The organism is Rheinheimera baltica DSM 14885, assembly GCF_000425345.1.
In the GTDB taxonomy this organism is placed as follows: Bacteria; Pseudomonadota; Gammaproteobacteria; order Enterobacterales; family Alteromonadaceae; genus Alishewanella; species Alishewanella baltica.
The window spans coordinates 74,031-95,624 of record NZ_AUDG01000008.1; the positions used below are offsets into that span (position 1 = coordinate 74,031).

19 protein-coding genes are annotated in these 21,594 nt (G+C 44.8%); 10 read left to right on the forward strand and 9 right to left on the reverse strand.

The window, feature by feature from the left end:
- Positions 1 to 116: 116 nt before the first annotated feature.
- From H595_RS21650 to H595_RS0105385, 5 genes are all read left to right on the forward strand, one after another.
- Entirely contained in the window at positions 117 to 989 is an 873-nt protein-coding gene (locus tag H595_RS21650; RefSeq protein WP_051219746.1) for a virulence factor BrkB family protein, read from the forward strand.
- Positions 990 to 1,028: 39 nt separating this feature from the next.
- The gene (gene dtd, locus H595_RS0105370) at positions 1,029 to 1,466 is read left to right on the forward strand and encodes a D-aminoacyl-tRNA deacylase (protein ID WP_027670282.1); all 438 of its coding nucleotides are present in this window, start codon (positions 1,029 to 1,031) and stop codon (positions 1,464 to 1,466) included.
- Between the two features lie 15 nt (positions 1,467 to 1,481).
- A complete protein-coding gene (locus tag H595_RS0105375; RefSeq protein ID WP_027670283.1) occupies positions 1,482 to 2,396 on the forward strand; it encodes a bifunctional GNAT family N-acetyltransferase/hotdog fold thioesterase in 915 nt (304 codons plus the stop codon).
- Positions 2,393 to 3,199: an NAD-dependent epimerase/dehydratase family protein gene (locus H595_RS21655; RefSeq protein WP_051219742.1), complete on the forward strand. Its 807-nt coding sequence runs from the start codon at positions 2,393 to 2,395 to the stop codon at positions 3,197 to 3,199. Before H595_RS0105375 ends, H595_RS21655 begins: the two co-directional genes overlap by 4 nt.
- A 116-nt stretch (positions 3,200 to 3,315) precedes the next feature.
- Complete coding sequence (locus H595_RS0105385; protein WP_027670284.1) at positions 3,316 to 3,933, forward strand: restriction endonuclease; 618 nt, start codon at positions 3,316 to 3,318, stop codon at positions 3,931 to 3,933.
- Between the two features lie 172 nt (positions 3,934 to 4,105).
- Here the strand turns inward: H595_RS0105385 and H595_RS0105390 are convergent, their stop codons facing one another.
- Positions 4,106 to 6,136: a methyl-accepting chemotaxis protein gene (locus H595_RS0105390; protein ID WP_037053744.1), complete on the reverse strand. Its 2,031-nt coding sequence runs from the start codon at positions 6,134 to 6,136 to the stop codon at positions 4,106 to 4,108.
- A gap of 206 nt (positions 6,137 to 6,342) precedes the next feature.
- Entirely contained in the window at positions 6,343 to 7,059 is a 717-nt protein-coding gene (gene hutC, locus H595_RS0105395) for a histidine utilization repressor (RefSeq protein ID WP_027670286.1), read from the reverse strand.
- A gap of 98 nt (positions 7,060 to 7,157) precedes the next feature.
- Here hutC and hutI point away from each other — a divergent pair, with 98 nt between their 5' ends.
- Together hutI and H595_RS0105405 are read left to right on the forward strand one after the other, a co-directional pair.
- Positions 7,158 to 8,384 (forward strand): imidazolonepropionase, encoded by a 1,227-nt coding sequence (gene hutI, locus H595_RS0105400; RefSeq protein WP_027670287.1) that lies wholly within the window; start codon positions 7,158 to 7,160, stop codon positions 8,382 to 8,384.
- A gap of 62 nt (positions 8,385 to 8,446) precedes the next feature.
- Positions 8,447 to 9,976: a putative bifunctional diguanylate cyclase/phosphodiesterase gene (locus H595_RS0105405; protein WP_027670288.1), complete on the forward strand. Its 1,530-nt coding sequence runs from the start codon at positions 8,447 to 8,449 to the stop codon at positions 9,974 to 9,976.
- On the opposite strand, the gene H595_RS0105410 is transcribed toward H595_RS0105405, so the two are convergent.
- Together H595_RS0105410 and rraA are read right to left on the reverse strand one after the other, a co-directional pair.
- Positions 9,963 to 11,021, reverse strand: a complete 1,059-nt coding sequence (locus H595_RS0105410) for a formimidoylglutamase (protein ID WP_027670289.1) — start codon at positions 11,019 to 11,021, stop codon at positions 9,963 to 9,965. The genes H595_RS0105405 and H595_RS0105410 overlap by 14 nt on opposite strands.
- Positions 11,022 to 11,035: 14 nt before the next feature.
- Entirely contained in the window at positions 11,036 to 11,521 is a 486-nt protein-coding gene (rraA, locus tag H595_RS0105415) for a ribonuclease E activity regulator RraA (protein ID WP_027670290.1), read from the reverse strand.
- A 172-nt stretch (positions 11,522 to 11,693) separates the two neighbouring features.
- Between rraA and H595_RS0105420 the strand changes: the two genes are divergently transcribed.
- The 3 genes from H595_RS0105420 (at position 11,694) to H595_RS0105430 (ending at position 16,215) form a co-directional block, all read left to right on the forward strand.
- Positions 11,694 to 13,694, forward strand: coding sequence for a putative bifunctional diguanylate cyclase/phosphodiesterase (locus H595_RS0105420; protein ID WP_027670291.1), 2,001 nt, complete (start codon positions 11,694 to 11,696; stop codon positions 13,692 to 13,694).
- 55 nt (positions 13,695 to 13,749) lie between these two features.
- Positions 13,750 to 14,274 carry a phosphatase PAP2 family protein gene (locus tag H595_RS0105425; RefSeq protein WP_027670292.1) on the forward strand — a complete coding sequence of 175 codons (525 nt, stop codon included), beginning with the start codon at positions 13,750 to 13,752 and terminating at the stop codon, positions 14,272 to 14,274.
- 81 nt (positions 14,275 to 14,355) lie between these two features.
- Positions 14,356 to 16,215, forward strand: coding sequence for a methyl-accepting chemotaxis protein (locus H595_RS0105430; RefSeq protein WP_027670293.1), 1,860 nt, complete (start codon positions 14,356 to 14,358; stop codon positions 16,213 to 16,215).
- An 18-nt stretch (positions 16,216 to 16,233) separates the two neighbouring features.
- Here H595_RS0105430 and H595_RS0105435 read toward each other — a convergent pair whose 3' ends face one another.
- The 5 genes from H595_RS0105435 to priA form a co-directional block, all read right to left on the reverse strand.
- Entirely contained in the window at positions 16,234 to 16,602 is a 369-nt protein-coding gene (locus tag H595_RS0105435) for a gamma-butyrobetaine hydroxylase family protein (RefSeq protein WP_027670294.1), read from the reverse strand.
- A 35-nt stretch (positions 16,603 to 16,637) separates the two neighbouring features.
- The gene (gene hslU / locus H595_RS0105440) at positions 16,638 to 17,972 is read right to left on the reverse strand and encodes an HslU--HslV peptidase ATPase subunit (RefSeq protein WP_027670295.1); all 1,335 of its coding nucleotides are present in this window, start codon (positions 17,970 to 17,972) and stop codon (positions 16,638 to 16,640) included.
- Between the two features lie 11 nt (positions 17,973 to 17,983).
- Positions 17,984 to 18,502, reverse strand: a complete 519-nt coding sequence (gene hslV / locus H595_RS0105445; RefSeq protein WP_027670296.1) for an ATP-dependent protease subunit HslV — start codon at positions 18,500 to 18,502, stop codon at positions 17,984 to 17,986.
- A gap of 60 nt (positions 18,503 to 18,562) precedes the next feature.
- Positions 18,563 to 19,129: an SPOR domain-containing protein gene (locus H595_RS0105450; RefSeq protein WP_027670297.1), complete on the reverse strand. Its 567-nt coding sequence runs from the start codon at positions 19,127 to 19,129 to the stop codon at positions 18,563 to 18,565.
- Between the two features lie 88 nt (positions 19,130 to 19,217).
- Entirely contained in the window at positions 19,218 to 21,392 is a 2,175-nt protein-coding gene (gene priA, locus H595_RS0105455; protein ID WP_027670298.1) for a primosomal protein N', read from the reverse strand.
- Positions 21,393 to 21,594 lie beyond the last annotated feature (202 nt).

The window sequence follows — 21,594 nt, forward strand, 5'->3', positions numbered from 1 at the left end:
AAAGCCGGCAAATTGCCGGTTTTTTTATTGAAACGATTTATTGGCAGCGGCATATGCTGGTTGCGCTACAGCTTTTCTTGTATCCTCAAGTTGTTATTGTATATAAAGGAAATGTTATGCGCCCTGAGTGGCAAGCAATCCTCGCAAACCTTAAACGTTTTTTTCAGTGCTATGTTCAGCGGTGCCAACAGGATCAAGTTAGCATGATCGCAGGTTATTTAGCCTATATCTCGTTGTTGTCTCTGGTGCCATTCATTGCGGTAATGTTTTCGATGTTACGCGCTTTCCCGATATTTAATGAGTATCGTCAAAGTATTGAATCTTTTGTGTACGCTAATGTTATCCCGTCACGAGGTGATGAGATCCAAGCTTATATTAGCCAGTTTATCGGCAATACCGGTGGGATGACCACAGTAGGCATTTTGGCGTTAGTATTTGTTGCCTTGCTGCTTATTCATAATATTGATAAAACGCTGAATAAAATCTGGCGTGTCACTAAAAGACCGCGTCCAATAATTTCATTCTCCATTTATTGGATGATTTTAACGCTTGGTCCTATTTTATTTGGCTCTTCCATCGCGTTAAGTTCGTATCTGATTGGGCTAACCCGTTTTGCTGATGACTACACCCCAGGCTTGTCTACCGTGTTGCTTGGCGTAGTACCTTATCTCATGTCGTTGCTGGCATTTTATATCTTGTATTTGGTGGTGCCGAATATCAAAGTTCAAACTAAGCATGCACTGGCGGGCGCGTTTTTGGCTACGGTGTTGTTTGAGCTGTCAAAACGGGGGTTTGCACTTTATGTGACTCATTTCCCCTCTTATGACACTATATACGGCGCACTGGCGCTGGTGCCGATTTTGTTCGTGTGGATATATTTATCCTGGATAGTGGTGCTGTTGGGTGCAGAGCTCACGGCGCTGCTGCAACAATTAGCCGCGACGGGGGGGGAGCGCATGCCTGATGAGCAGGATAGTAATGATTTGTAATTCGAAGCGGCGCTTTTAACAAAGTGAAAACACAATAATATGAAAGCATTAATACAACGAGTAAAGCAGGCATCGGTCAATGTTGCTGGCTGCACAGTTGGCGAAATTGGCCCAGGATTATTAGTACTGCTTGGCGTTGAGGCAAAAGACAATGAGGCTGATATTAGCAAATTAGTACATAAAGTCTGCCATTACCGGGTTTTCTCTGACGCTGACGGCAAAATGAACTTAAACGTGCAACAGGCAGGTGGGAGTTTGCTAGTTGTATCACAATTTACTTTAGCAGCCGATACGCAATCGGGACTGCGGCCCAGCTTTACGCCGGCGGCACAACCTGATGTTGCACAGCAATATTATCAGCAATTTGTTGAGCGCTGCCGCGCTGTTGGTGTAGAGGTTGCCACAGGACAATTCGGCGCTGACATGCAGGTAAGCCTGATTAACGACGGCCCTGTTACCTTTTTATTGCAAAGTTAAGTGTCGGAGTAAAATATGCGCCACTGGCACGTGCGCTCACCAGTAAGTGAGCAAGAATGGCATCGCTATTATCAACTACGCTGGCAAATACTGCGGGCGCCCTGGAATCAGCCTGAAGGCTCGGAACGCGATGAATTGGACTCGTTTGCTTACCATTTAATGCTTGTTAATCCTGCAGGCGATATTGCGGCTGCAGGACGTTTACATCAGCTAGATAAAACGACCGCACAGGTACGTTATATGGCTGTAGCGCATGAGTATCAGGGCAAAGGAGCAGGAAGCCGAATACTCGCTGCTCTGGAAGCACAAGCCGTTGCATGGGGCTGTGCTAATGTTTCTCTAAATGCGCGAGATACAGCCATCGCTTTTTATTTGCGCTATGGCTATCACAGCGTTGCGGATGCGGCTAGCTTGTTTGGCATTCCGCATGTGCAAATGGCGAAAAAAATTAGGCTAAGCACGAGCGCAAAGCAGCACCAACAATGGTGTGAAGAACTGAGTAAAACCTGGCAAGAAACTATTCCACTCAGTGTATTTATGCAGCTGAATATAAAAGAGTTTGATGGTAATGCATTGCGCTGTCAGGCACCGCTTGCGCCAAATATCAATCTTCACCAAACCATGTTTGCGGGTAGTATTTATACCTTAGCCACCCTAACGGGTTGGGGAATGTTGTATTTACAGCTGCGGGCGTTGGGATTGCAGGGCAATCAAGTGCTGGCAGATGGCAGCATCAAGTATTTTAAACCGGTAACGGCAGAACCTGAAGCCTGTTGTGTGCTGCAGAATTGTTTGGGCAGTTTAGAAGCCTTGGGCGACGGGCGAAAAGTGATACAACAAATCAGGGTTCAGATTTACTCAGCAGGTACATTGGCTGCAGAGTTTAGTGGTCGCTATGCGGTGTTGCCGCACAAGGAACTGACAGCGTGAAAGTTGTTATTGTTGGTTATGGCTGGCTTGGTCAGCAGATTGCCGCAAAACTAGCAGCGAATGGACATCAACTTTATGTCACTCGTCGGGCACATGATGCATTAACTCACTTACCTGAGCAGTTAACTGGGGTGGTTCTTGATTTAAATCAACCACTTTCCTTAAACGGTCACCTTGCGGATGTTTTCGCGGATGCTCTGGTGATATGCGCTGTCCCTCCGGGGCGTCAACATAAAGATAATCAATACGTCAGCGCACTGCAGAATCTGGCATTGTTAATGGTTAACGCCAGGAGTATTGGTGTCGTGCACTTAAGTTCAACTGGCATTTATCAAGGTTTGGCCGGTGAAGTGGATGAAACCTGCGAGGTGAATTTGGCTCTGCCCCGAGTACGTCTGTTGGCTGAGGGTGAGCGAGCGCTTTTTAAACAGCCGGTTTGTATAACGCTTAGGCTCTCTGGTTTAATGGGGTTGGACCGTCATCCTGGGCGGTTTGTTGCTGGTAAAACACTCTCGGAGCCAAATGCTGCGGTAAATATGGTACACGCAAATGATGTTATATTGGCGTTGGAGCACATTTTAGGCTCAGACAAAATGGCATCTGGGGTGTTTAATCTTTGCAGCCCGCTAATGGTAACCCGGCAACGTTTTTACCAGCAAGCAACGTCATTGCTCAATACTCAGGTATCGTTTATAGCAGATAGCGGTATTCGTCGCCGGGTATTGGCCGATCGATTTATTAACCAATATAATTTCGATTTCAAATTTAAATCTGCAATTGACGCTTTAGTACACTGTAGCTGAACAAAAAAAATACTACCCTGGCTTTTATAACGCATTTATCAGCTTCTTATTAAGAAAAAAATCGTTAATCCTGAATAATCATTCTCAAGCAAACGGCATTGCGTATTGAGGATGTTATGAAAAATAAATGGTTATTGATTTCATCTGTGAGCACCGCTCTGGGAATTATCGCTGGTTCTGTCTATTTACTGTTTGCAGAACACTCGTTACTGTTAAGTAATAACAGCTGGGTGCTTTCAGCCTTCTGGTCAGCGTTTGTACTTTGGACTTTTGTTTTAATGTTCATTGTTGCACTAATATTCAACGTCATGGCATTTTTTGAGTTGGATGATCAGAGAAAGTTTTTTGGCTTACGCGCACCCTTATCCGAGATGTTGACACCAAAAGACCGGCAACAGGAGTTTATTAAAAATGCTGAACATTTTTTGCAGCAACAGGGTAAGCTATTTCATTCATCTCGTGTTAGTTCAGAGTTTAAATGCTTACAAAGCAGTCAGGATGAAAAGCTTGTTTATTTGCATCGCAACGATAAATCAGTTGACATAACCCAGATAAGAGCCTTGTTTCAACAAATGTTGTCAGCTGATTTCAAAAGTGGAGTTGTTGTGAGTTATGCCGGGTTTACTAGCCAAGCTTGGATTTTTGCCAAAGAAGCTAATATTGAACTGTTAGATGCAAAAGGGTTGAAAAAGCAGCAAAAACAACATCGAACACAACAATTTGCATTAGTTTAGTGTTGATATCATTTTTCCATCGGGTTTTTTATTGAGTTTTTGGCACTATCAAACCTGAATGGAATCAATTAAAACAACAAGGTGTAAAAATACTTCCTGCCTGGCTGGACATTGTCCAGCCCTTTTATTTAGTTAAAACTGGCAAAAGGTGTTGCCATGGATGGGAGCACTATTACGAGATTTTGAACGCTTTTGCCGCTTGTTGTAAAGCAACCGCCAAACTAGATATGCCATCACTGTGCTGCAACGTTCGCTCCGCCTTTTCACTGCTTACATGAGCAGCTTCAACCATTTGCTGCATCTTATCGTCAATAGTATTACCAAGACTTAACTGAATTTCAGTCGCGGCAGTGACCCGGTTACTAATATCCTGTGTTTTAGCTATTGCAGTTGTAACCAAGGATAGCGCAGAAACAAGCTCTAAGGTTTGGGCGACACAGCTATCAGCGTCAGATTTGCCGCTTGTTACTGCGGTAACGGCCTGTTTGCTCTGTGTTTGAAGTGTTTCAATCATTTGCCGAATTTCATCAGTCGCTTGTTGAGTTCTGCCAGCCAAAGAGCGAACTTCATCGGCAACTACGGCGAAGCCTCTTCCTTGCTCACCGGCACGTGCCGCCTCAATGGCTGCATTCAGTGCCAGTAAGTTCGTTTGCTCCGCGATACTGCGTATGGTTGCCAGAATACCACCAATATTGTTGGCTTCATCGTTAACTTTACTCATGACTAAGCTGGTTGACGTTAGTTGCTGCGCTAACCGATTAATCAACACGTTATTTTGTTCAGCAATTAAGTCAATATGTTTACCTTGCTCCAAAGCTTGTTGCATGGCGTGCGTAGTGTCTGCAGATTGTTCTGCTATATCACGAGTGCTATCTGCTAACTGGCGTGTTATTTGGTTTACTGCAGCAATTTGCTGTTGCTGATGTTGCAACGAGTCGTTTATTTCACCTACTTCATAGGCTGACTGGCTTGCATTACTATTGAGTTCGCTGGCGTTTTGCTGAATGTTAGTGATTAGTGCACTGAGTGAGCTTATCAGACTATTGACCTTTCCTGACAAAGCGCCGAATTCATCCTTATTTGTGATGTCGAGTTTGCGGGTAAAATCGCCTTTTGCGATGTCACCTAATACTTTGTTGATACCGCTAAGTGGACGCAACATGGCATTAATTGTTAGGTATGCTGCCACGATAGCTAATAAGATAAGAACTAACATTAGGCTAAGTGTACGGGTACTGCCGAAACTGACAGTTTCGGATACATTGCGTTGCAGTTGATTAAATTGCGTATCGGCTGCAGCCAACAAATTATCTAGCTCAGTTATCACTTGCTCGATTCTTTGTTCCGATAGATTTAACTGTGTTCGAGCTGTTAGTTGCGACTTGACCTGCTGTAACTTTAATTGCGCAAGACTGTCTGTTGCTTCAAGTCTGTTGGTTAACAATACTAGTTGTTCAGTTACACCTTGCCATAGTCCATCAGTGTTTTGGTTAGACACCTGATTCGCCATGTAGTCGATATTGACTTGCATATCACTTAGCGTGAAGCTGATGTTTTCTTGTGCAGATTCAGCCGCCGCTATTTCATTGTAACTTACCACTTCCTTTAAGGTATTGAGTAAGCCAAGTAATTGCCCATCAATCCTATTGGCACTGCCCGCAATAAGCTCCATTTGAGCTTCCCCACCAGGTAGTTCCAGGTAGGAAATATCAAGTAAATTTGCACCAATATTATCAATAAGTTGTTCGAGTTGAGCATATTCAGCGTCAACTTGTCGTTGAGTGGCGATGCTCAGAGTACGAGCTTCAAACATGTTGCTGACAGCTTCAGCATACTGTTGGTAACGGTTGTCAATACTGGTCAAGATTTGGGTGAAGGATGATTCTGCAGCGGTAAGCTGAGTAAGCGCAGCAATTTGCTTCCGCAATTGTTGGCTACCTGCATTAAAATGTTGTTGAGATTTCTCTATGTCTGAATCTATTTCAGCGGTGTAGCCTAGTGCAGATAGTTTCGCCAATTTAAGCAATTGGATCTGAGCTGCATTACTTTGCTGCTGAACCGGAACCGCTTGTTGGTTTACTAATTCACTTGAACTCGACACGGCAGAGAAACTATAAAGCGCCGAGCCGCTAGAAAGTAAGAGTAAGATAGCGATAAAGCCAAAGCCAATGATAACTTTGTGGGCGACTTTTAATGTTCTCACTGATGCAAAACTCCGCACGGTTGAAGTGTATTAAACATAGACAATAGAGACATGTTAAACAACTTGACGTTAGCAAAGAAACATTAACTGGTCTAGCCAGAAAAAGGAAAATGAGCAAATATGAGGCAGCAGCACCAAAATGGTGCTATTTCGATCCTACCTGCTCAACGGCGTGGGTTTGAACGGGGCTGAATTCCGATAGCGTCTCAGTTGCTCGAGAATGAAAAATTTAGATGGCCACCCAAACGATAACGGCTACCGGGTGAGGTTAAATAGGCCAAGCTTACGGCACCTTCACGACTGAATGTTCGTCGGGTAAGACGAAGGCAGGGTTCAGCTTTTTTTAGTGCTAAGTGTTTACAGGTAAAGTCGTCAGGCCAAATGGCTTCCACGGTGTGTTCTGCCTCGGTCAATGGCGCGATGTGGCTGAGGTACTGGTGCGGTGTTTGCTGATTAAAGTCTTGCCGCAGATACTCAGCGACTAACAGTGGGCTAACATAACGCGCTTCCAGCTGCAGTGGTTGATTGTTTTCTAAATGAACAATCAGAGAAAAAAATACTGGCTCATTGCGTTTTAATCCCAGTGCGGTGGCTATAATTGTCGGGCAGGGTAACTCCGTCAATTGCAATAAAGATGCGCTGTAAGCATGGCCGCGACTTTGGATCTCATCAGCAATATTACGAATCTCCAATAAGGATGATTGTGACTTTAACGCGGCCACAAAACTGCCAACCCCTTGAGTACGGTACAAAATACCTTGTTCTGTAAGTTCTTGCAGCGCGCGACGTGCAGTCATTCGGCTAACACTAAACTGTTCTGCCAGTTCATTTTCTGACGGCACACGACTATGCTCAGGCCAGGCAGTAATTTCTATCTGGCTTAACATGTACTCTTTTATTTCAGCAAATTTAGCAACGGCCATGTTTCCTCCCACTTTAGGGTATAAAAATTAAACCAGTTTTGTTGTATATACAAGTTGTTGGTGTAACATTAATTAAAAATGCTTTGCAGGAGCTAAATATGCAGCAGTTTGACGCCATTTGGGTTAACGCCAATATTGCAACGATGACAGAAAATGGTAAGCCGTATGGAGCTATTGAAAATGGCGTACTTGCGATTAAAGACGGTGTAATTGCATATATTGGTAGCAGGGCTGAACTCCCAGATTTCGATGCCTTGGGCACTCCGTTATACGATGTTGCAGGGCAATGGTTGTTGCCAGGATTTATTGATTGTCATACCCATCTTATCTTCGGTGGCAACAGGGCGAACGAATTCGAAATGCGTTTAAATGGTGCCAGCTATCAGGATATTGCCGCCGCCGGTGGTGGCATAAAATCCACGGTTACTGCAACCCGTCATGCCAGTGATGAGCAACTGTTTGTTGCAGCAAAGAAACGATTGAATACCCTGATGTCGCAGGGCGTTACAACCGTAGAAATTAAATCTGGTTATGGTCTGGATTTCGCATCAGAAAAAAAAATCTTGCAAGTCGCTGCACAACTGGATCAATACCATCCGGTTTCAATACAAAAAACTTTTTTAGGCGCGCATGCACTGCCTGTCGAATTTGCTAGTGATGCTGAAGGATATATCGATACTGTCTGTGAAATGTTGCCGTTGTTAAAGCAGGCGGGTTTAGTTGATGCAGTCGATGTGTTTTGTGAGGGTATTGGTTTTTCTACCCACCAATGCCGTAAAGTGTTTCAGCAAGCTCAGGTACTAGGTTTGCCAGTAAAAGCTCATGCGGAGCAACTGTCTAATTTAGGCGGTAGTGCATTGGTGGCTGAGTTTAGTGGTTTATCTGCAGATCACATTGAGTTTCTCGATGAGGCCGGTGTGGTCACGATGGCCGCAGCCGGTACTGTCGCAGTATTATTGCCCGGTGCGTTCTATTTTCTGCGTGAAAGCCAGCTGCCGCCGATTGATTTATTGCGCAAATACAAGGTGCCTATGGCAGTTGCCACAGATTTGAACCCGGGTACGTCGCCATTATGCTCATTACCCTTGATGCTAAATATGGCCTGTACCTTGTTCAGGCTTACGCCAGAGGAAGCCTTGCTGGGTGTAACACGGCATGCAGCTAAAGCGTTAGGATTAACCGACCGAGGTACGTTAGCAACGGGACAAAAAGCGGATTTTGCTTGTTATGATGTTATGCAACCTGCAGAATTGTGTTATCAGTTTGGTGTTAACTCACTCAAGCAGTTGATTATTAATGGTAAAGATATTAAAGGTGATTTTTAATATGCTTTACAACGACGCTAATTAGATTAATCTAATCAGATTGAAAATGCAGGAGTAGGGTTGTGGCATGTCGATGGTTTAGTCTTGCGCTCTTTTGCGGTCCATTAGCGGCAGATGCTGGTGTTGAGTCGTTGCCGGTTATTAGCGTACTTGTAGTATTGCTATTAGTTGTTCTTAGCTATGTTGTGAAGTTGCGTGCTACCGTTAATAAATTGCGTAAAGCCAACCGGGCTAAACCGAAATCATTACTAGGGTTTTACTCATTGCATGATGATATCAGTGGTTTCCCTAATAAATTTTTTTTACAACAACAACTGGACGAATTATTAAAACGTGCACCACAGCAACATTTCTCTTTACTGCTGTTAAAAATAAGTCAGTTTGATGAGATTAATGAATTATTAGGCCACAGCAACAGTAATTTAGTGTTGGCACAAATAGCCTATCGCATCAATGAACAGCTTAAAACGACCGACAAGGCATTAACGTTTGAATTTCGTCAGCAGTTGCCGGTGCGTTTGTGTCATTTAGGCGGGGTGAGTTTTGCGGTTTGGTTAGACAGTGGTGATCAGCCTCATTTAGCGGAATACCTCGCAGACAGTTTAGAGAAATGTGTGCCTGAACCTATGATATTGCATGGTTGTGCGGTCGATTATCAGCTGCACTGCGGTATTACGCATTACCCGGTACATGGTACACAATTAAATGAGTTATTGGAGCGAGCCTATTTAGCCTTGCAACATCATAGTACGCTGCAAGGGCATAGTCAGGTATTTAATGCCGGTATGCTTAGTTACAGCAGCGATAAACTGATTATGATGTCTGAGTTACGTCGCGCTATTACTGAAGGTCAGCTAGCGCTGTATGTTCAGCCACAAGTTGATATGCGTACTAAGGAAGTGTTGGCTGGAGAAGTGTATGTGCGCTGGCGTCATCCTAGCCGAGGGTTAATGACACCGAGCAGTTTTTTGGCACTGGCGGAAGAAAGTGGTGTTATATACCCTTTAACTCAATGGGTTCTTAATGAAGCCATTGCCATGATTGCTACTTTAGACAAAGCTAAACTGGTCAGCAAAATTGCGGTGAATATTTCCAGTAAAGATTTATTACAAGATGAGCTTATAGACAGTTTGGAATTGTTATTGGAGAAATACAATGTTAAACCTCAGCAATTGATGCTTGAAATTAAGGAAGGCGCTTTTGCGGCAGATCCCGATAAGTCAATCAGTATGATGCGACGTTTACATCGGCTTGGTGTCGTGTTGGCGCTGGACGACTTTGGTACCGGTTTATCGTCATTGGCGCATTTACGTCAGTTGCCAGTGCAACACGTTAAAGTTGATTGTTCTTTTATTGGTGATTTGCATAAGTCAGATACCCATACTGCAATTACCAATGCCATTATTGATGTCGCTCGTAATCTGGAGTTAGGCGTGATTGCCGAAGGGGTGGAAGAACTTGAAGTCGAACAAAAGTTGCTGCGTATGGGGTGTAACCGCGCACAAGGTTTCTTATATTCTCGCCCCTTTGAACTCAGTGGTTTTGCAGTGTGGTTAAAGCAATGGCAGGAACGTCATACTAAAGGGCACTAGCTTTATGCTGTTTTCCTTGTATAAAGGCAAATACCAGTGCCGAGAGTATCTGTCCAGCTTCATTTTTACCCGCAACTAACCCAGCTGGGTGCTGGGCTGGAGCGGCTTCTGCAAGATGCAAATAGCGGCTGCGTGGCAGCTTTGCAAGTTGAAATACAAATTGCTCAGCAGCCTGAACGCTGACACCGCAATTGGTAAAGGCACTTACCGGCATAAGGTTAATACTGTCAGTATCAAGTTCAATACCAATATCACCAGTGCCCTGAACCACGTAATCAATGCATCGGTCTAATGCTTGCTGATAAGATAATTCCTGCCTGACAAATATACGCTGATAACTACAATGATCTGCATTTGCGGCTTGCAGTTGCTGCAATGTGGCTGCAGAGTTTTTAAGTTCATGCAGCGCCAGTACAAAATAGTGTTGTAAATAGCCGTCAGCATGTGAATAACTAAAACCATTGCCGCTATGTCGGCCCTCGCATGGTCTGAAATCGGCATGAGGGTCTAAATTTGCAGCATTTACAGCTTGTGCTGAGTTGTGACTAAGTGCTTTCAGCAGCGGGTAACTGTTATTGTGGCCGCCACCAATAATAATAGGGTACATGCCTGCAGCAAAAATTTGCTCTGCCACTGCATAAACGCGTGAGTCTATTATGGATACTAAGTGACGTAATTTTTGCAGCTGTGACTCATCCTGAGCTGACAAACCTAGAGCTTGTTGCTGTAGATCATCACAGGCAATGCTACCCAATAGTAAAATATGCTCTGCATTGATAAAGATATTACTTTGTAAATTGAGAAACTTTAACAAAAAGGCTGACCAGCCTAAATCCGCGCCACCAAGTCCCAGGTTTGCACGTGGGCCAATATCTTCAGGAATGCCAAGTAATACGTAGCGACACCCATCAGCTACTGCTGTGTTTAACTGTTCACTGAGTTGCTGGTTGGGGTTTACCAGACTGATGGATTGACCAATACGCGTTTCGCCATTACGCGATGTACAGTAGTGTGCAATATCAGCCTGAGTAAAGGGGATTAACATACTAAATCTAACGACTATTCAATATCCAGCGCATCTGGTGACATTATAATACCAGTGCTATCTGCATATAGATGATCACCCGGTAAAAACGTGACACCAGCAAAATTTACCGGCACTTCAGTTTCACCAAAACCTTTATCATCCGCACCCACTGGGATGGCATTAACTGCCTGAATGCCAATATCAAAATCTTCTAACAGATCAAGATCACGAACGCTGCCATAACAGACGATACCTTCCCAGCCGTTATTGGCAGCGATGGATACGAGTTCAGCATCAAGAATAGCGCGTCGGGCGGAACCACCGGCATCAATAAGCAATACTTTGCCTACACCGGGATCACTCAACATCTGACGCACCAGACCATTGTCTTCAAAGCATTTTACAGTGTGTATTTGACCGCCAAACGAACGTCTTCCGCCGTAATTAGCGAATATAGGCTCGACCACATCAACTAAATCGGCGTAAAGATCACATAATTCAGAAGTGTTGTATTCCATCATTTGCTCCGATAAAGACGTGCTTAATTGGCCTATAGTATAGCGCTGACTGAATTAAGCTCAAACTATTATTATTATTGGCTTTTAGACCAATTCAGGCTGTCGGCGTATTGTCTGTGTACTGATTTATTTGTTAAGGTGTGGCGATAACTATTACTAGCCGGTGATCTGCGTGGCAGCTGAAATCTTTGCCCGATTGACAATTTTTCTCACCGAATTGGGTGTTGCCATACTGGTTAGCTACCTGCTTTGGAATTTAAGTCGAATTTATCAACAAGATTTTATTCGCTCATGGTTTTTAGCATTTGTTGCTTTTGTTTTTTATCAAAGCATGATTTTGATGCAATTGGTGTTTAGTTTTCAACCCGCGCTTCGGGATATATTTCAATTCTTCATCATCGTAAGCAGTTACAGTTTTGCCAGTTTTTTAGTTCGCGGCATGTTGCAAACCCGTAGTGGTGAAGCGCATATACTGACCGATTGGACAGCTCGCAAGTTGTTGTGGTTTATCTGCGGCGTAGCGGCCTTGAGCGTTTTACCCTTTAGCATAGTTGCGGCTTTGGAAAGCTGGCAGCAATACTTCCAATGGCAGTTCCGGCTCCTGTTAATGGGCATACTCTTACTAACCGCTGCTGTAAGTTTATTGCAGCGTTTGGATAAAAGTCTTGGACAACGACTTGCTGCAGTAGCTATATCGCTTTGGGGTTTATTATACGTTGGTTACGCGATTCTACAGTTGGTTAATGCTCAGCAGATGCAAGATATCCAAGTCGCCTTGGTTTATAAAAGTGTCGAGCTAGTATTGCTCTGCAGCGTAGGACTTGCACTGCTAATTTGGCTACATGAGCATGAGCGGACTGCAAACTTACAGCTAACTGAAAAAACACGTTATTTAAATCGATATGATCAGTTAACCGGCGCGTTGAATCGTGATGCGTTTTTAGTGCAGCTGCAAGAACGTTTGCAAATTGCATCAGAAAAACCATTGCATGTACTTATGCTTGGTTTGGACAAGTTTAAAACTATCAATGAGTCTGTCGGGTTAAAGCAGGGGGATATCTTGCTACGGCAGCTCAACAAAAGATTTGAAGGCAGTATTTTAAAGCCCGCACTTATCGCTCGAACAGGGGGGGATATTTTTGCACTGGCATTGAACGATATAAACAGTGAAACACAGCTTCAGTTTGCCTTACGTCATTTACAACAACTGGTACAGAAAAGTTTTGAATTAGCAGGTGAGCAACTCCAGCTAAGCTGCACTATTGGCATATCCAGTGCGCCTGAGGACGCTGTCAGTGCGGAAAGCTTATTACAAAAAGCCAATATCGCCTTTCATCAGGCAAAACGTCTGCAAAGTCAAAACCTGGCATATCGTGCCGGTATGGAAGATGAAACTGCGCGTTTAATCAGTTGGGAAAGTGAACTGTTAGCCGCTATGCAAAAAAATGAGTTTGTGTTGTATTTTCAGCCACAGATTAATTTGCGATCAAATCAGCTGGATGCGTTTGAAGTATTGGTAAGGTGGCAGCATCCACAAAAAGGATTTCTGATGCCGGGGCAGTTCTTGTCTTTTGTTGAGCAACTGGGATTTAGTCGTCAACTGGACTTTTGGATCTTGCAGCGGGCAATACAAACTATCAGCGAATGGCGGCAGCTTGGATTGCACGTGCCCCTTGCGGTGAATATGTCGCCGCTACATTTTCAACAAGATGGCTTAAAGCAGAAAATACAAGAACTTTTGATGCAGTATAAAGTGTCGCCAGAGTTGTTAGAGCTGGAAATTACTGAAAATACCGCCATGCATGATATGGAAAAAGGCTCCAACCATGTAATGGAGCTTCAGCAGATGGGGATCCGGGTGTCGATAGATGATTTTGGTACCGGTTATTCTTCTCTAGCTTATTTACGCCGCATGCCGATAGACAAAATCAAAATTGATCGCAGTTTTGTTATGGACATGGCAGGAAATGATTCCGACATGATGATCGTAAAAACCATGATCAAACTAGCGCATGGTTTGGGCAAGCGCATACTGGCAGAGGGTGTCGAAACGAGTATTCAATTAGATCTGTTGAAATCAATGTCATGCGATGCTGTGCAAGGTTATCATTTCTCAAAACCACTAACTGAGTCAGATGCTATCATATATTGCAAGCGGCAGTTGTCATCATAGTTTCATAAAGCCAAGCTAGCCTCTATCCAGAGAATGCAGCTTGCGAGGCTGACTTGTGTTGCTAAAACGAATTGAACAATGGGATCATGCATATTTTTGCCGACTGTTTAATCGCAGTTCTTCCCAAGCGGTTTTGAACGCTAGCTATTGGCTGTCAAAAACTGCCGACGGGCCACTGTATTTGCTACTTGCAGTGACCTTAGTCTATCTTGAAGTGACAGGCTGCCATCAGTTTGTTCAGTTGTTGCTCTGCGGTTTTGCTATAGAACTTCCACTTTATATTTTACTGAAAAACGGTATAAAACGGGCGCGGCCAGCTGATGTTTTAACCACAACCGTTGATGCCTACATTGTGCCATCAGATCAATTTAGCCTGCCCTCGGGGCACACCGCTGGTGCTTTTGTATTTGCAACAGCTGTCGTATTGTATTTTCCGGCACTACTGCCTTTAGTTCTTGGTTGGGCATTGTGTATTGGTTTGTCTCGTATTTTTCTCGGTGTGCATTTTCCGCTTGATATTGTTGCTGGAGCCATTTTGGGTGCAGTAAGTTGCATTACGGCCTATTTTTTACAAGGATGATCCTAAGTGCATAACTTTCGTATGCTTTATTATTCAGCTGGTCTATCATTTGAGTAGTTGTTCATAAAAGTGGTGGTATTGATGAGTGTATTGAGGCAATTCTCGATTAAGCAGCGTTTATTTGTTAATGGTGGTGCCCTTGTGGTTGCCATGGGTATCATGCTTTGGATCTTGTTCTATCAAAGCGCGCAGTTGACCAGTTTAGCCCGAACACAACAACTTGTAGAGCAAATTAGTACCGATGTGTTGATGTTTCGACGACACGAGAAAGATTTTATGGCGCGCACCGAACTTAAGTATCAGCAGCGCCTTAATGATCATTTTGACACCATGCAACAGCATGTTTCTGAGTTAAATGATTTACTCCAACGTCATGCGATCGACCAACAGCCCCTTAATACCTTTTCTGAACTTACCTCGAGTTATCAGCAACGGTTTAACCAACTGGTAACGTTACAGCAGACTATTGGACTTGACCCTCAGTCTGGTGTGCTTGGCACGCTTCGCAGCGCTGCTCAACAATTGGAAGATAGGTTGGAAGCGCTGCAGCAAGACAGCCTAACGATATTATTATTGCAGCTAAGACGGGCAGAGAAAGACTTTTTGCTACGTAAAGATATGGTCTATGTTGAACGGTTCGGCAGTATTTATGCGCAATTTACTCAGCAAATTGGTACGGATAGTACGAGTAAAAACTTGGCTGAAAGCTACGAGCAGAGTTTCCGGAATTTGGTAAAAGCAATGCAACAGATTGGTCTGAGTGAATCTGAAGCTGCAACGGGTGAGATGCGTGTGGCAATTCAAAGTACGGAGAGCAGTCTTAAAGTGTTGCAGCAAAAAACCGGCGAGGCGATTAGCGCTTCTGTTAGTGCAACACAACGGCTTGCTTTAATTATTTTTTCCGTAGTGTTATTTAGTGTATTGCTATTGGTAGCGCTAACCAGCCGTAGTATTTTAGCCCCGTTGACGGATGTATGTCGCGCTATTGGTCTTATTCGCAATAATAATGATTTTCGCCTGCGCGTTGCAGTTGCAGGCAATGATGAAATGACAGCTTTGGCAACAGATTTCAATGCGATGCTAACAGATTTTCAGGATCTGATTAAAACGGTGAACCAGGCTCTTGAAATGTTGGATGTGGCAACGAATGAGTTAGCGCGTTCTACAGCCGACACCAGCAGAGGGATGCAAGAGCAACAGAATGAGACCGACATGGTTGCTACTGCCGTGACCGAGATGGGCGCGACAATTAATGAGATTGCCGGCAACACAGAGATGACGGCAGCAAAAGCAGATTCAACCAACCAAAATGCGCAATCTGGCCGAGGCGAGGTTCAACAAACGGTGCAACGCATTAATGCGTTATCAGAACCCTTGCAGGATGCGACCAATGTAGTAACAGAATTGGAGCAAGACAGTAAAACTATTGGCTCAGTGCTTGATGTTATACGTGGCATTGCAGAGCAAACCAATTTACTGGCATTGAATGCGGCTATTGAAGCTGCGCGCGCTGGAGAGCAAGGGCGAGGTTTTGCCGTCGTTGCCGATGAAGTGCGAAACTTAGCGATGCGCACCCAGGAGTCAACACGGCAAATAGAAGCGATAGTTAACGGCTTACAAGGACGAACCAGTAATATTGTGCAGGTTATACAAGGATGTCGTCAGGATGGGAAAGACAGCGCAACTCAGGCGAATGTGGCAATGCAGTTGCTAACTGAAATTACTCAGGATGTCAGTAATATTATGGATATGACCACACAAATAGCCGCGGCAATTGAAGAGCAAAGTCATGTTGCGGCCGAGGTGAATAGAAACGTGGTGAAAATTCGTGATTTGTCAGATGAGTCCTACGGACATGCTAAGCACAATGCCTCGATTAGTGAAGAAGTGGCGCAGCAAGCCGCATTACTGCATCAGTCTGTTGATCGGTTTCAAGCCTAGATATTTTAACACCGTACTTTAAGGTTTTACCCGAACCGCGATAAGACTATCGCGGTTTGCATTTGCGGCGGCTAATTTATCCAGATATTGCTGCCAAAGTGCCTCTTTATGTTGGGACAGTTGATGCAGATAAAGCCAACTGTATATTCCACTATCGTGGCCATCATCGAACACCAATTTTATTGCATAGTGGCCAACAGGTAGTATTTTGCTGATCGCTACCTGTTTTTTATTGCTCACTAGTTTGGCACTACCATGGCTACGTACTTCAGCAGATGGCGAGAGCACACGCAATAACTCTGCACTAAAGCATGCCATAACGCCGTCACTAAAAATAACGTCAAGTTCACGGCGTTTTTGGTGATAGTGCAGCTTAGTAACTATCACTGAGTTATCTTGTTGCGTGCTGTTGTTTTTCATCGTTATAGAATAAACCGACTTAGGTCGTCATCTTTAACCAATGCGCCCAAATGCTCTTCAACATAGGCTGCATTGACTTCAATGTGCTCACCCGCGTGGTCGGCTGCATCATATGAAATTTCTTCCAGCAAGCGCTCCATCACGGTGTATAGGCGGCGTGCACCAATATTTTCTGTTGTCTCATTGACTTGCCAGGCTGCAGCGGCAAGGCTTTTGATGCCATCATCGCTAAAGCTTAGTTTCACACCTTCTGTCGCCAGCATAGCAATTGATTGCTCCGTTAATGAAGCTCTTGGCTCAGTTAAAATACGCTCAAAATCTGCCGCACTTAAGGCTTCTAGTTCAACCCTTATTGGTAGACGGCCTTGTAGCTCGGGCACCAAGTCAGATGGCTTACACATTTGGAAGGCGCCAGAGGCAATAAACAGAATATGATCTGTTTTAACCATACCATGTTTAGTGTTTACTGTGCAGCCTTCAATGAGTGGCAGTAAATCTCGCTGTACACCCTCACGAGATACATCGGGGCCACTGGTTTCGCCGCGCTTACAAATTTTGTCAATTTCATCCAGAAACACAATACCATTTTGCTCTACGGCCTCAAGTGCTTGAGTTTTAAGCTCTTCAGGGTTTACTAACTTGGCGGCCTCTTCTTCTATTAACTGTTTTAGCGCGTCTTTAATTTTTAGCTTACGCTTTTTCTTTTTTTCGCTACCCAAGCTTTGAAACATGCTTTGAAGCTGCGATGTCATTTCTTCCATGCCTGGGGGGGCCATAATTTCTACGCCGATGTTTGGTTGAGCTAAGTCGAGCTCAATTTCCTTTTCATCTAACTGGCCTTCTCGTAGTTTTTTGCGAAACACTTGGCGCGTGTTACTGTCTGTTGCTGGTTTATTATCCGTTTCGCCCCAGACTTCTTTGGCCGGAGGCAGCAATACATCTAAGATACGCTCTTCTGCGGCTTCTTCAGCGCGAAAGCGATTTTTCTCTATGGCCTGCTCGCGAAACATTTTTACTGCACTGTCTGCCAGATCCCGAATAATGCTTTCCACTTCTTTACCGACATAACCCACTTCTGTGAACTTAGTCGCTTCTACTTTAATAAATGGTGCATTGGCGAGTTTGGCGAGGCGGCGGGCAATTTCAGTTTTACCAACGCCGGTAGGCCCTATCATCAGAATGTTTTTCGGTGTGACTTCCTGGCGCAGCGCTGCATCCAGCTGCATCCTGCGCCAGCGATTACGCAGGGCAATGGCGACTGCACGTTTTGCTTTATTCTGGCCAATAATATGTCGGTCGAGTTCGTGCACAATTTCTCTTGGGGTCATGTCAGACATAGGATTCCTACTTATAGTTCTTCGATGGTCTGATGGTGATTGGTGTAAACACAGATATCACCGGCAATGGTCAGACTTTTTTCGACAATATCGCGTGCACTAAGCTCAGTGTTGTTTAGCAACGCAGTGGCGGCAGCTTGAGCATATGGGCCACCACTACCGATGGCGATTAAATCTTGCTCTGGTTGCACTACATCGCCATTCCCCGTAATGATTAATGAGGTGTGTGCATCGGCAACAGCGAGTAGGGCTTCCAGTTTGCGTAGCATGCGATCGGTGCGCCAGTCTTTCGCTAATTCAACTGCAGCGCGCATTAAATGGCCCTGATGCATTTCAAGTTTGGCTTCAAAACGTTCAAAGAGGGTAAAAGCATCGGCAGTGCCACCGGCAAAACCTGCGATAACCTTGTTGTTATAGAGGCGACGTACTTTACGTGCGTTGCCCTTCATTACCGTGTTACCGAGTGAAACCTGGCCATCACCACCGATAGCGACATGGCCATCGCGGCGAACAGAAACAATAGTAGTCATGAAAATAAGCCCCATGGCGTGATCAACTTAGGGCATAAGTGTGGCTGCTTTATTGATATTTCAAGACCAGTTCCAGATTTGGCACGTATTAATGCTTTGCTGGCGCAGCCGGTTACGATCTGCAGTGGCTTGACGTTTTGATTCATAAGGTCCCAGTACCACGCGAAACCAAACACCATTGCTGCCGTCTGTGCGACGGATTTGTGATGCAAAGCCGGCAAAAGCGATCTGTGCTTTCATTCTTTCAGCCTGCTGTTGCTCTCTGAAAGAGCCACATTGCATCTGGTAAGGTCCGCCTGATACTTGCTCGGTAACTTCAACCTTTATCTCTTTGTTCTCGAGTTCTTTAATATATTGATAAGGCTCTTCCGTTGGTTTGGCTGGTAATTCATCCTGAGGTTTAGTAATTTTCGGCGCGGGTTTTTCTACTATCGTTGTTGATGCAGGCTGTTGATTTAAAAACCATAAAAAATAAATGAAGCCACAAATTAGCACCATGGTGATAGCTAAAATAAACCAGGGTAAGCGTGGCTTTTGTGCAGTGGCTTTAGTATTTCTGCGAGCGGGGCGCTTGTTAGCCGGTTTGGCCTTAGGCCGGCTGGCTTTTACATAGTCTTTTTGCGACATAAAACGGCTGGTACTCTTACTTCAACATTGCGCGTTATTCTACAAGGTTAAATGAAAAAAGAAACAAAACGCGCTCGCACAGCTTGGATCAAGTTAGGTCTGTGGGATCTACGTCGAGCTGCCACTTTACTTTTCGGCTAAGCGGCCAGCGTGCAAGGTTACTCAACAAATTGTCCAGTGCCAGATGCATGCGCCCGCGGGCTGCACTGTACAGTTGTAGCTGCCAACGGTATTTACCCGCCCGACGCTCTAATGGTGCTGGTATAGGTCCAAGTAATTGCAATTCAGGAAATTGTTTTGCGCATTCGGCTAACTGTTGCAGCCACTGTTGACAATGATCGGCCTGATGTGCTTCGACACTGAATAATGCCAAATGCTGAAACGGCGGGAGTCGGGTTTGCTCACGCTCAACAAGGGCACTACGAGCGAAAGAAGCATAGCCATTTTGAATGATATCTTGCAGTAGTGCATGCTCTGGGTAGTGTGTTTGTAGTAGCACTGTGCCACCAGTATTACCTCGGCCCGCCCTTCCGGCAACCTGCGTAAGTAACTGTGCCAGCTGCTCAGGTGCGCGAAAGTCACTGCTATAGAGAGCGCCATCTACATCGACAATCACCACCAAGGTTACATTCGGAAAATGATGCCCTTTTGCTAACATTTGGGTGCCGACAATCAATCTGGCTCCAGGCTGATGAATATCTTCCAAGGCTTGATTTAGCGCGCCTTTACGTCTTGTGCTGTCTCGGTCAAGTCGGGTAATAGCTGTATCTGGAAATAACTGTTGCAGGTTTTCTTCTAATTGCTCTGTGCCCTGGCCTAACGGCTTAAGTTGTGTGCTACCACAGCCTCCACACTGGCGCGGAATGGCTTTACTGGCTCCACAATGGTGACAAACCAATTGCCGGCTCTGTTTATGATAGGTTGTAAAAGCGCTACAGCGATGGCATTCCGTTAACCAGCCGCATTCCTGACAGCTAAGCGCTGGCGCGAAGCCTCGTCGATTAAGAAACAACATCACCTGTAGGCCAAGATTAAGTTGTTGTTTTATTTGATTCAGAGTCTGGCTAGCCAAGCCAAATTGCAGTACTTGCTGTTTTAAGTCTACGAGTTCAAATTTTGGCAGGGCCTGGCCTGCTGCACGGTCTGGCAAGGGTAGGTGAATGAAGCGTTTGCTCAACGCATTGTGTAAACTTTCTAAGCTTGGTGTCGCAGTGCCAAGTAATATAGGGCAGTGCTGCAGCGCGGCACGTTTTATCGCTAAATCTCGGGCATGGTAGCGAAAACCGTCTTGCTGTTTTAGTGATTGATCATGTTCTTCATCGATGATAATTAAACCCAGTTGCCAAAAGGGTAAAAATAACGCTGAACGGGTGCCTATAATTATCGCTGCAGCGCCTGTTTTGGCTTGCAACCAGCAATGTAATCGCTCGCTATCAGTAAGGGCAGAGTGCCAGCAGAGCACAGGTACATCAAAGCGGGCCTGAAACCTTGCCAGGGTTTGTGGGGTTAGCCCAATCTCCGGAACTATAACCAGTACTTGTTGTTGTTTAAGCAATAAGCTGGCAATACATTGTAAATACACTTCAGTTTTACCTGACCCGGTAACCCCTTCGAGTAAGAGGCGTTCAAACCGACCGTATGCCTGATGCACCGCTGTCACTGCCAATGCTTGAGCTGCAGTTAATTTAAGTCCACTAGGTGCTTTTAAAGGTGCAATGAAGGGTATTGGCGGTACGATGATTTCTTCTGCTATTTGTTTATCTAGCAATTGTTTTAATGTGCTGCGGCTGTGTTGCTGTAACACTACCGATTCGGTAAGCTGATGTTGCTGTAAAGCTTGCCAAAGCGCTTGCTGTTTGACCGAACGTTTTAACGCACTGGCATCAAGCTGTTTACCGCTGCGGGTGAGTTGATAAGCTTTAGGTTGATAGTCGCTTAGATCCCGGCCTTCACGTAATAACGCAGGCAGGGCACTTATCAGTACCTCTCCAAGCGGATGGTGGTAGTAATCAGCAGCGAAGCTTAATAGCTGACACAACAATGGCGGCAATGCGGCGTCAATATCCAGAAGTTTAATTACGGTTTTAAGTTTTGTTTCGTCAAAGCCATCTTCCGGTGCTATTTGCCAGATAATACCAACTAGTTTGCGATTACCAAAAGGGACCAGTACGCGACAGCCCACATGAGGCGACAGCTCTGTACTGATAATGTAATCAAAATGTTTTCTTAGCGGCACCGGCAGGGCCACGCGTACTACCGTCACAGCAGGTTCCCATTAAAAAGCAGCTATCAAGTGTAAGGACAGCCCGGTTAAATGCCAAGTAAAACAAAATTTATCCTGCAACGGCTTCAAGTATTGCAACTTAAGCGGCTATCAATTAAGCTACGCGCCCTAATTTAACTGTAATTACGTATGGTGTCTGGCAACTAATTTGACCAGATAGCGATACGGCCTAACGAGGTAA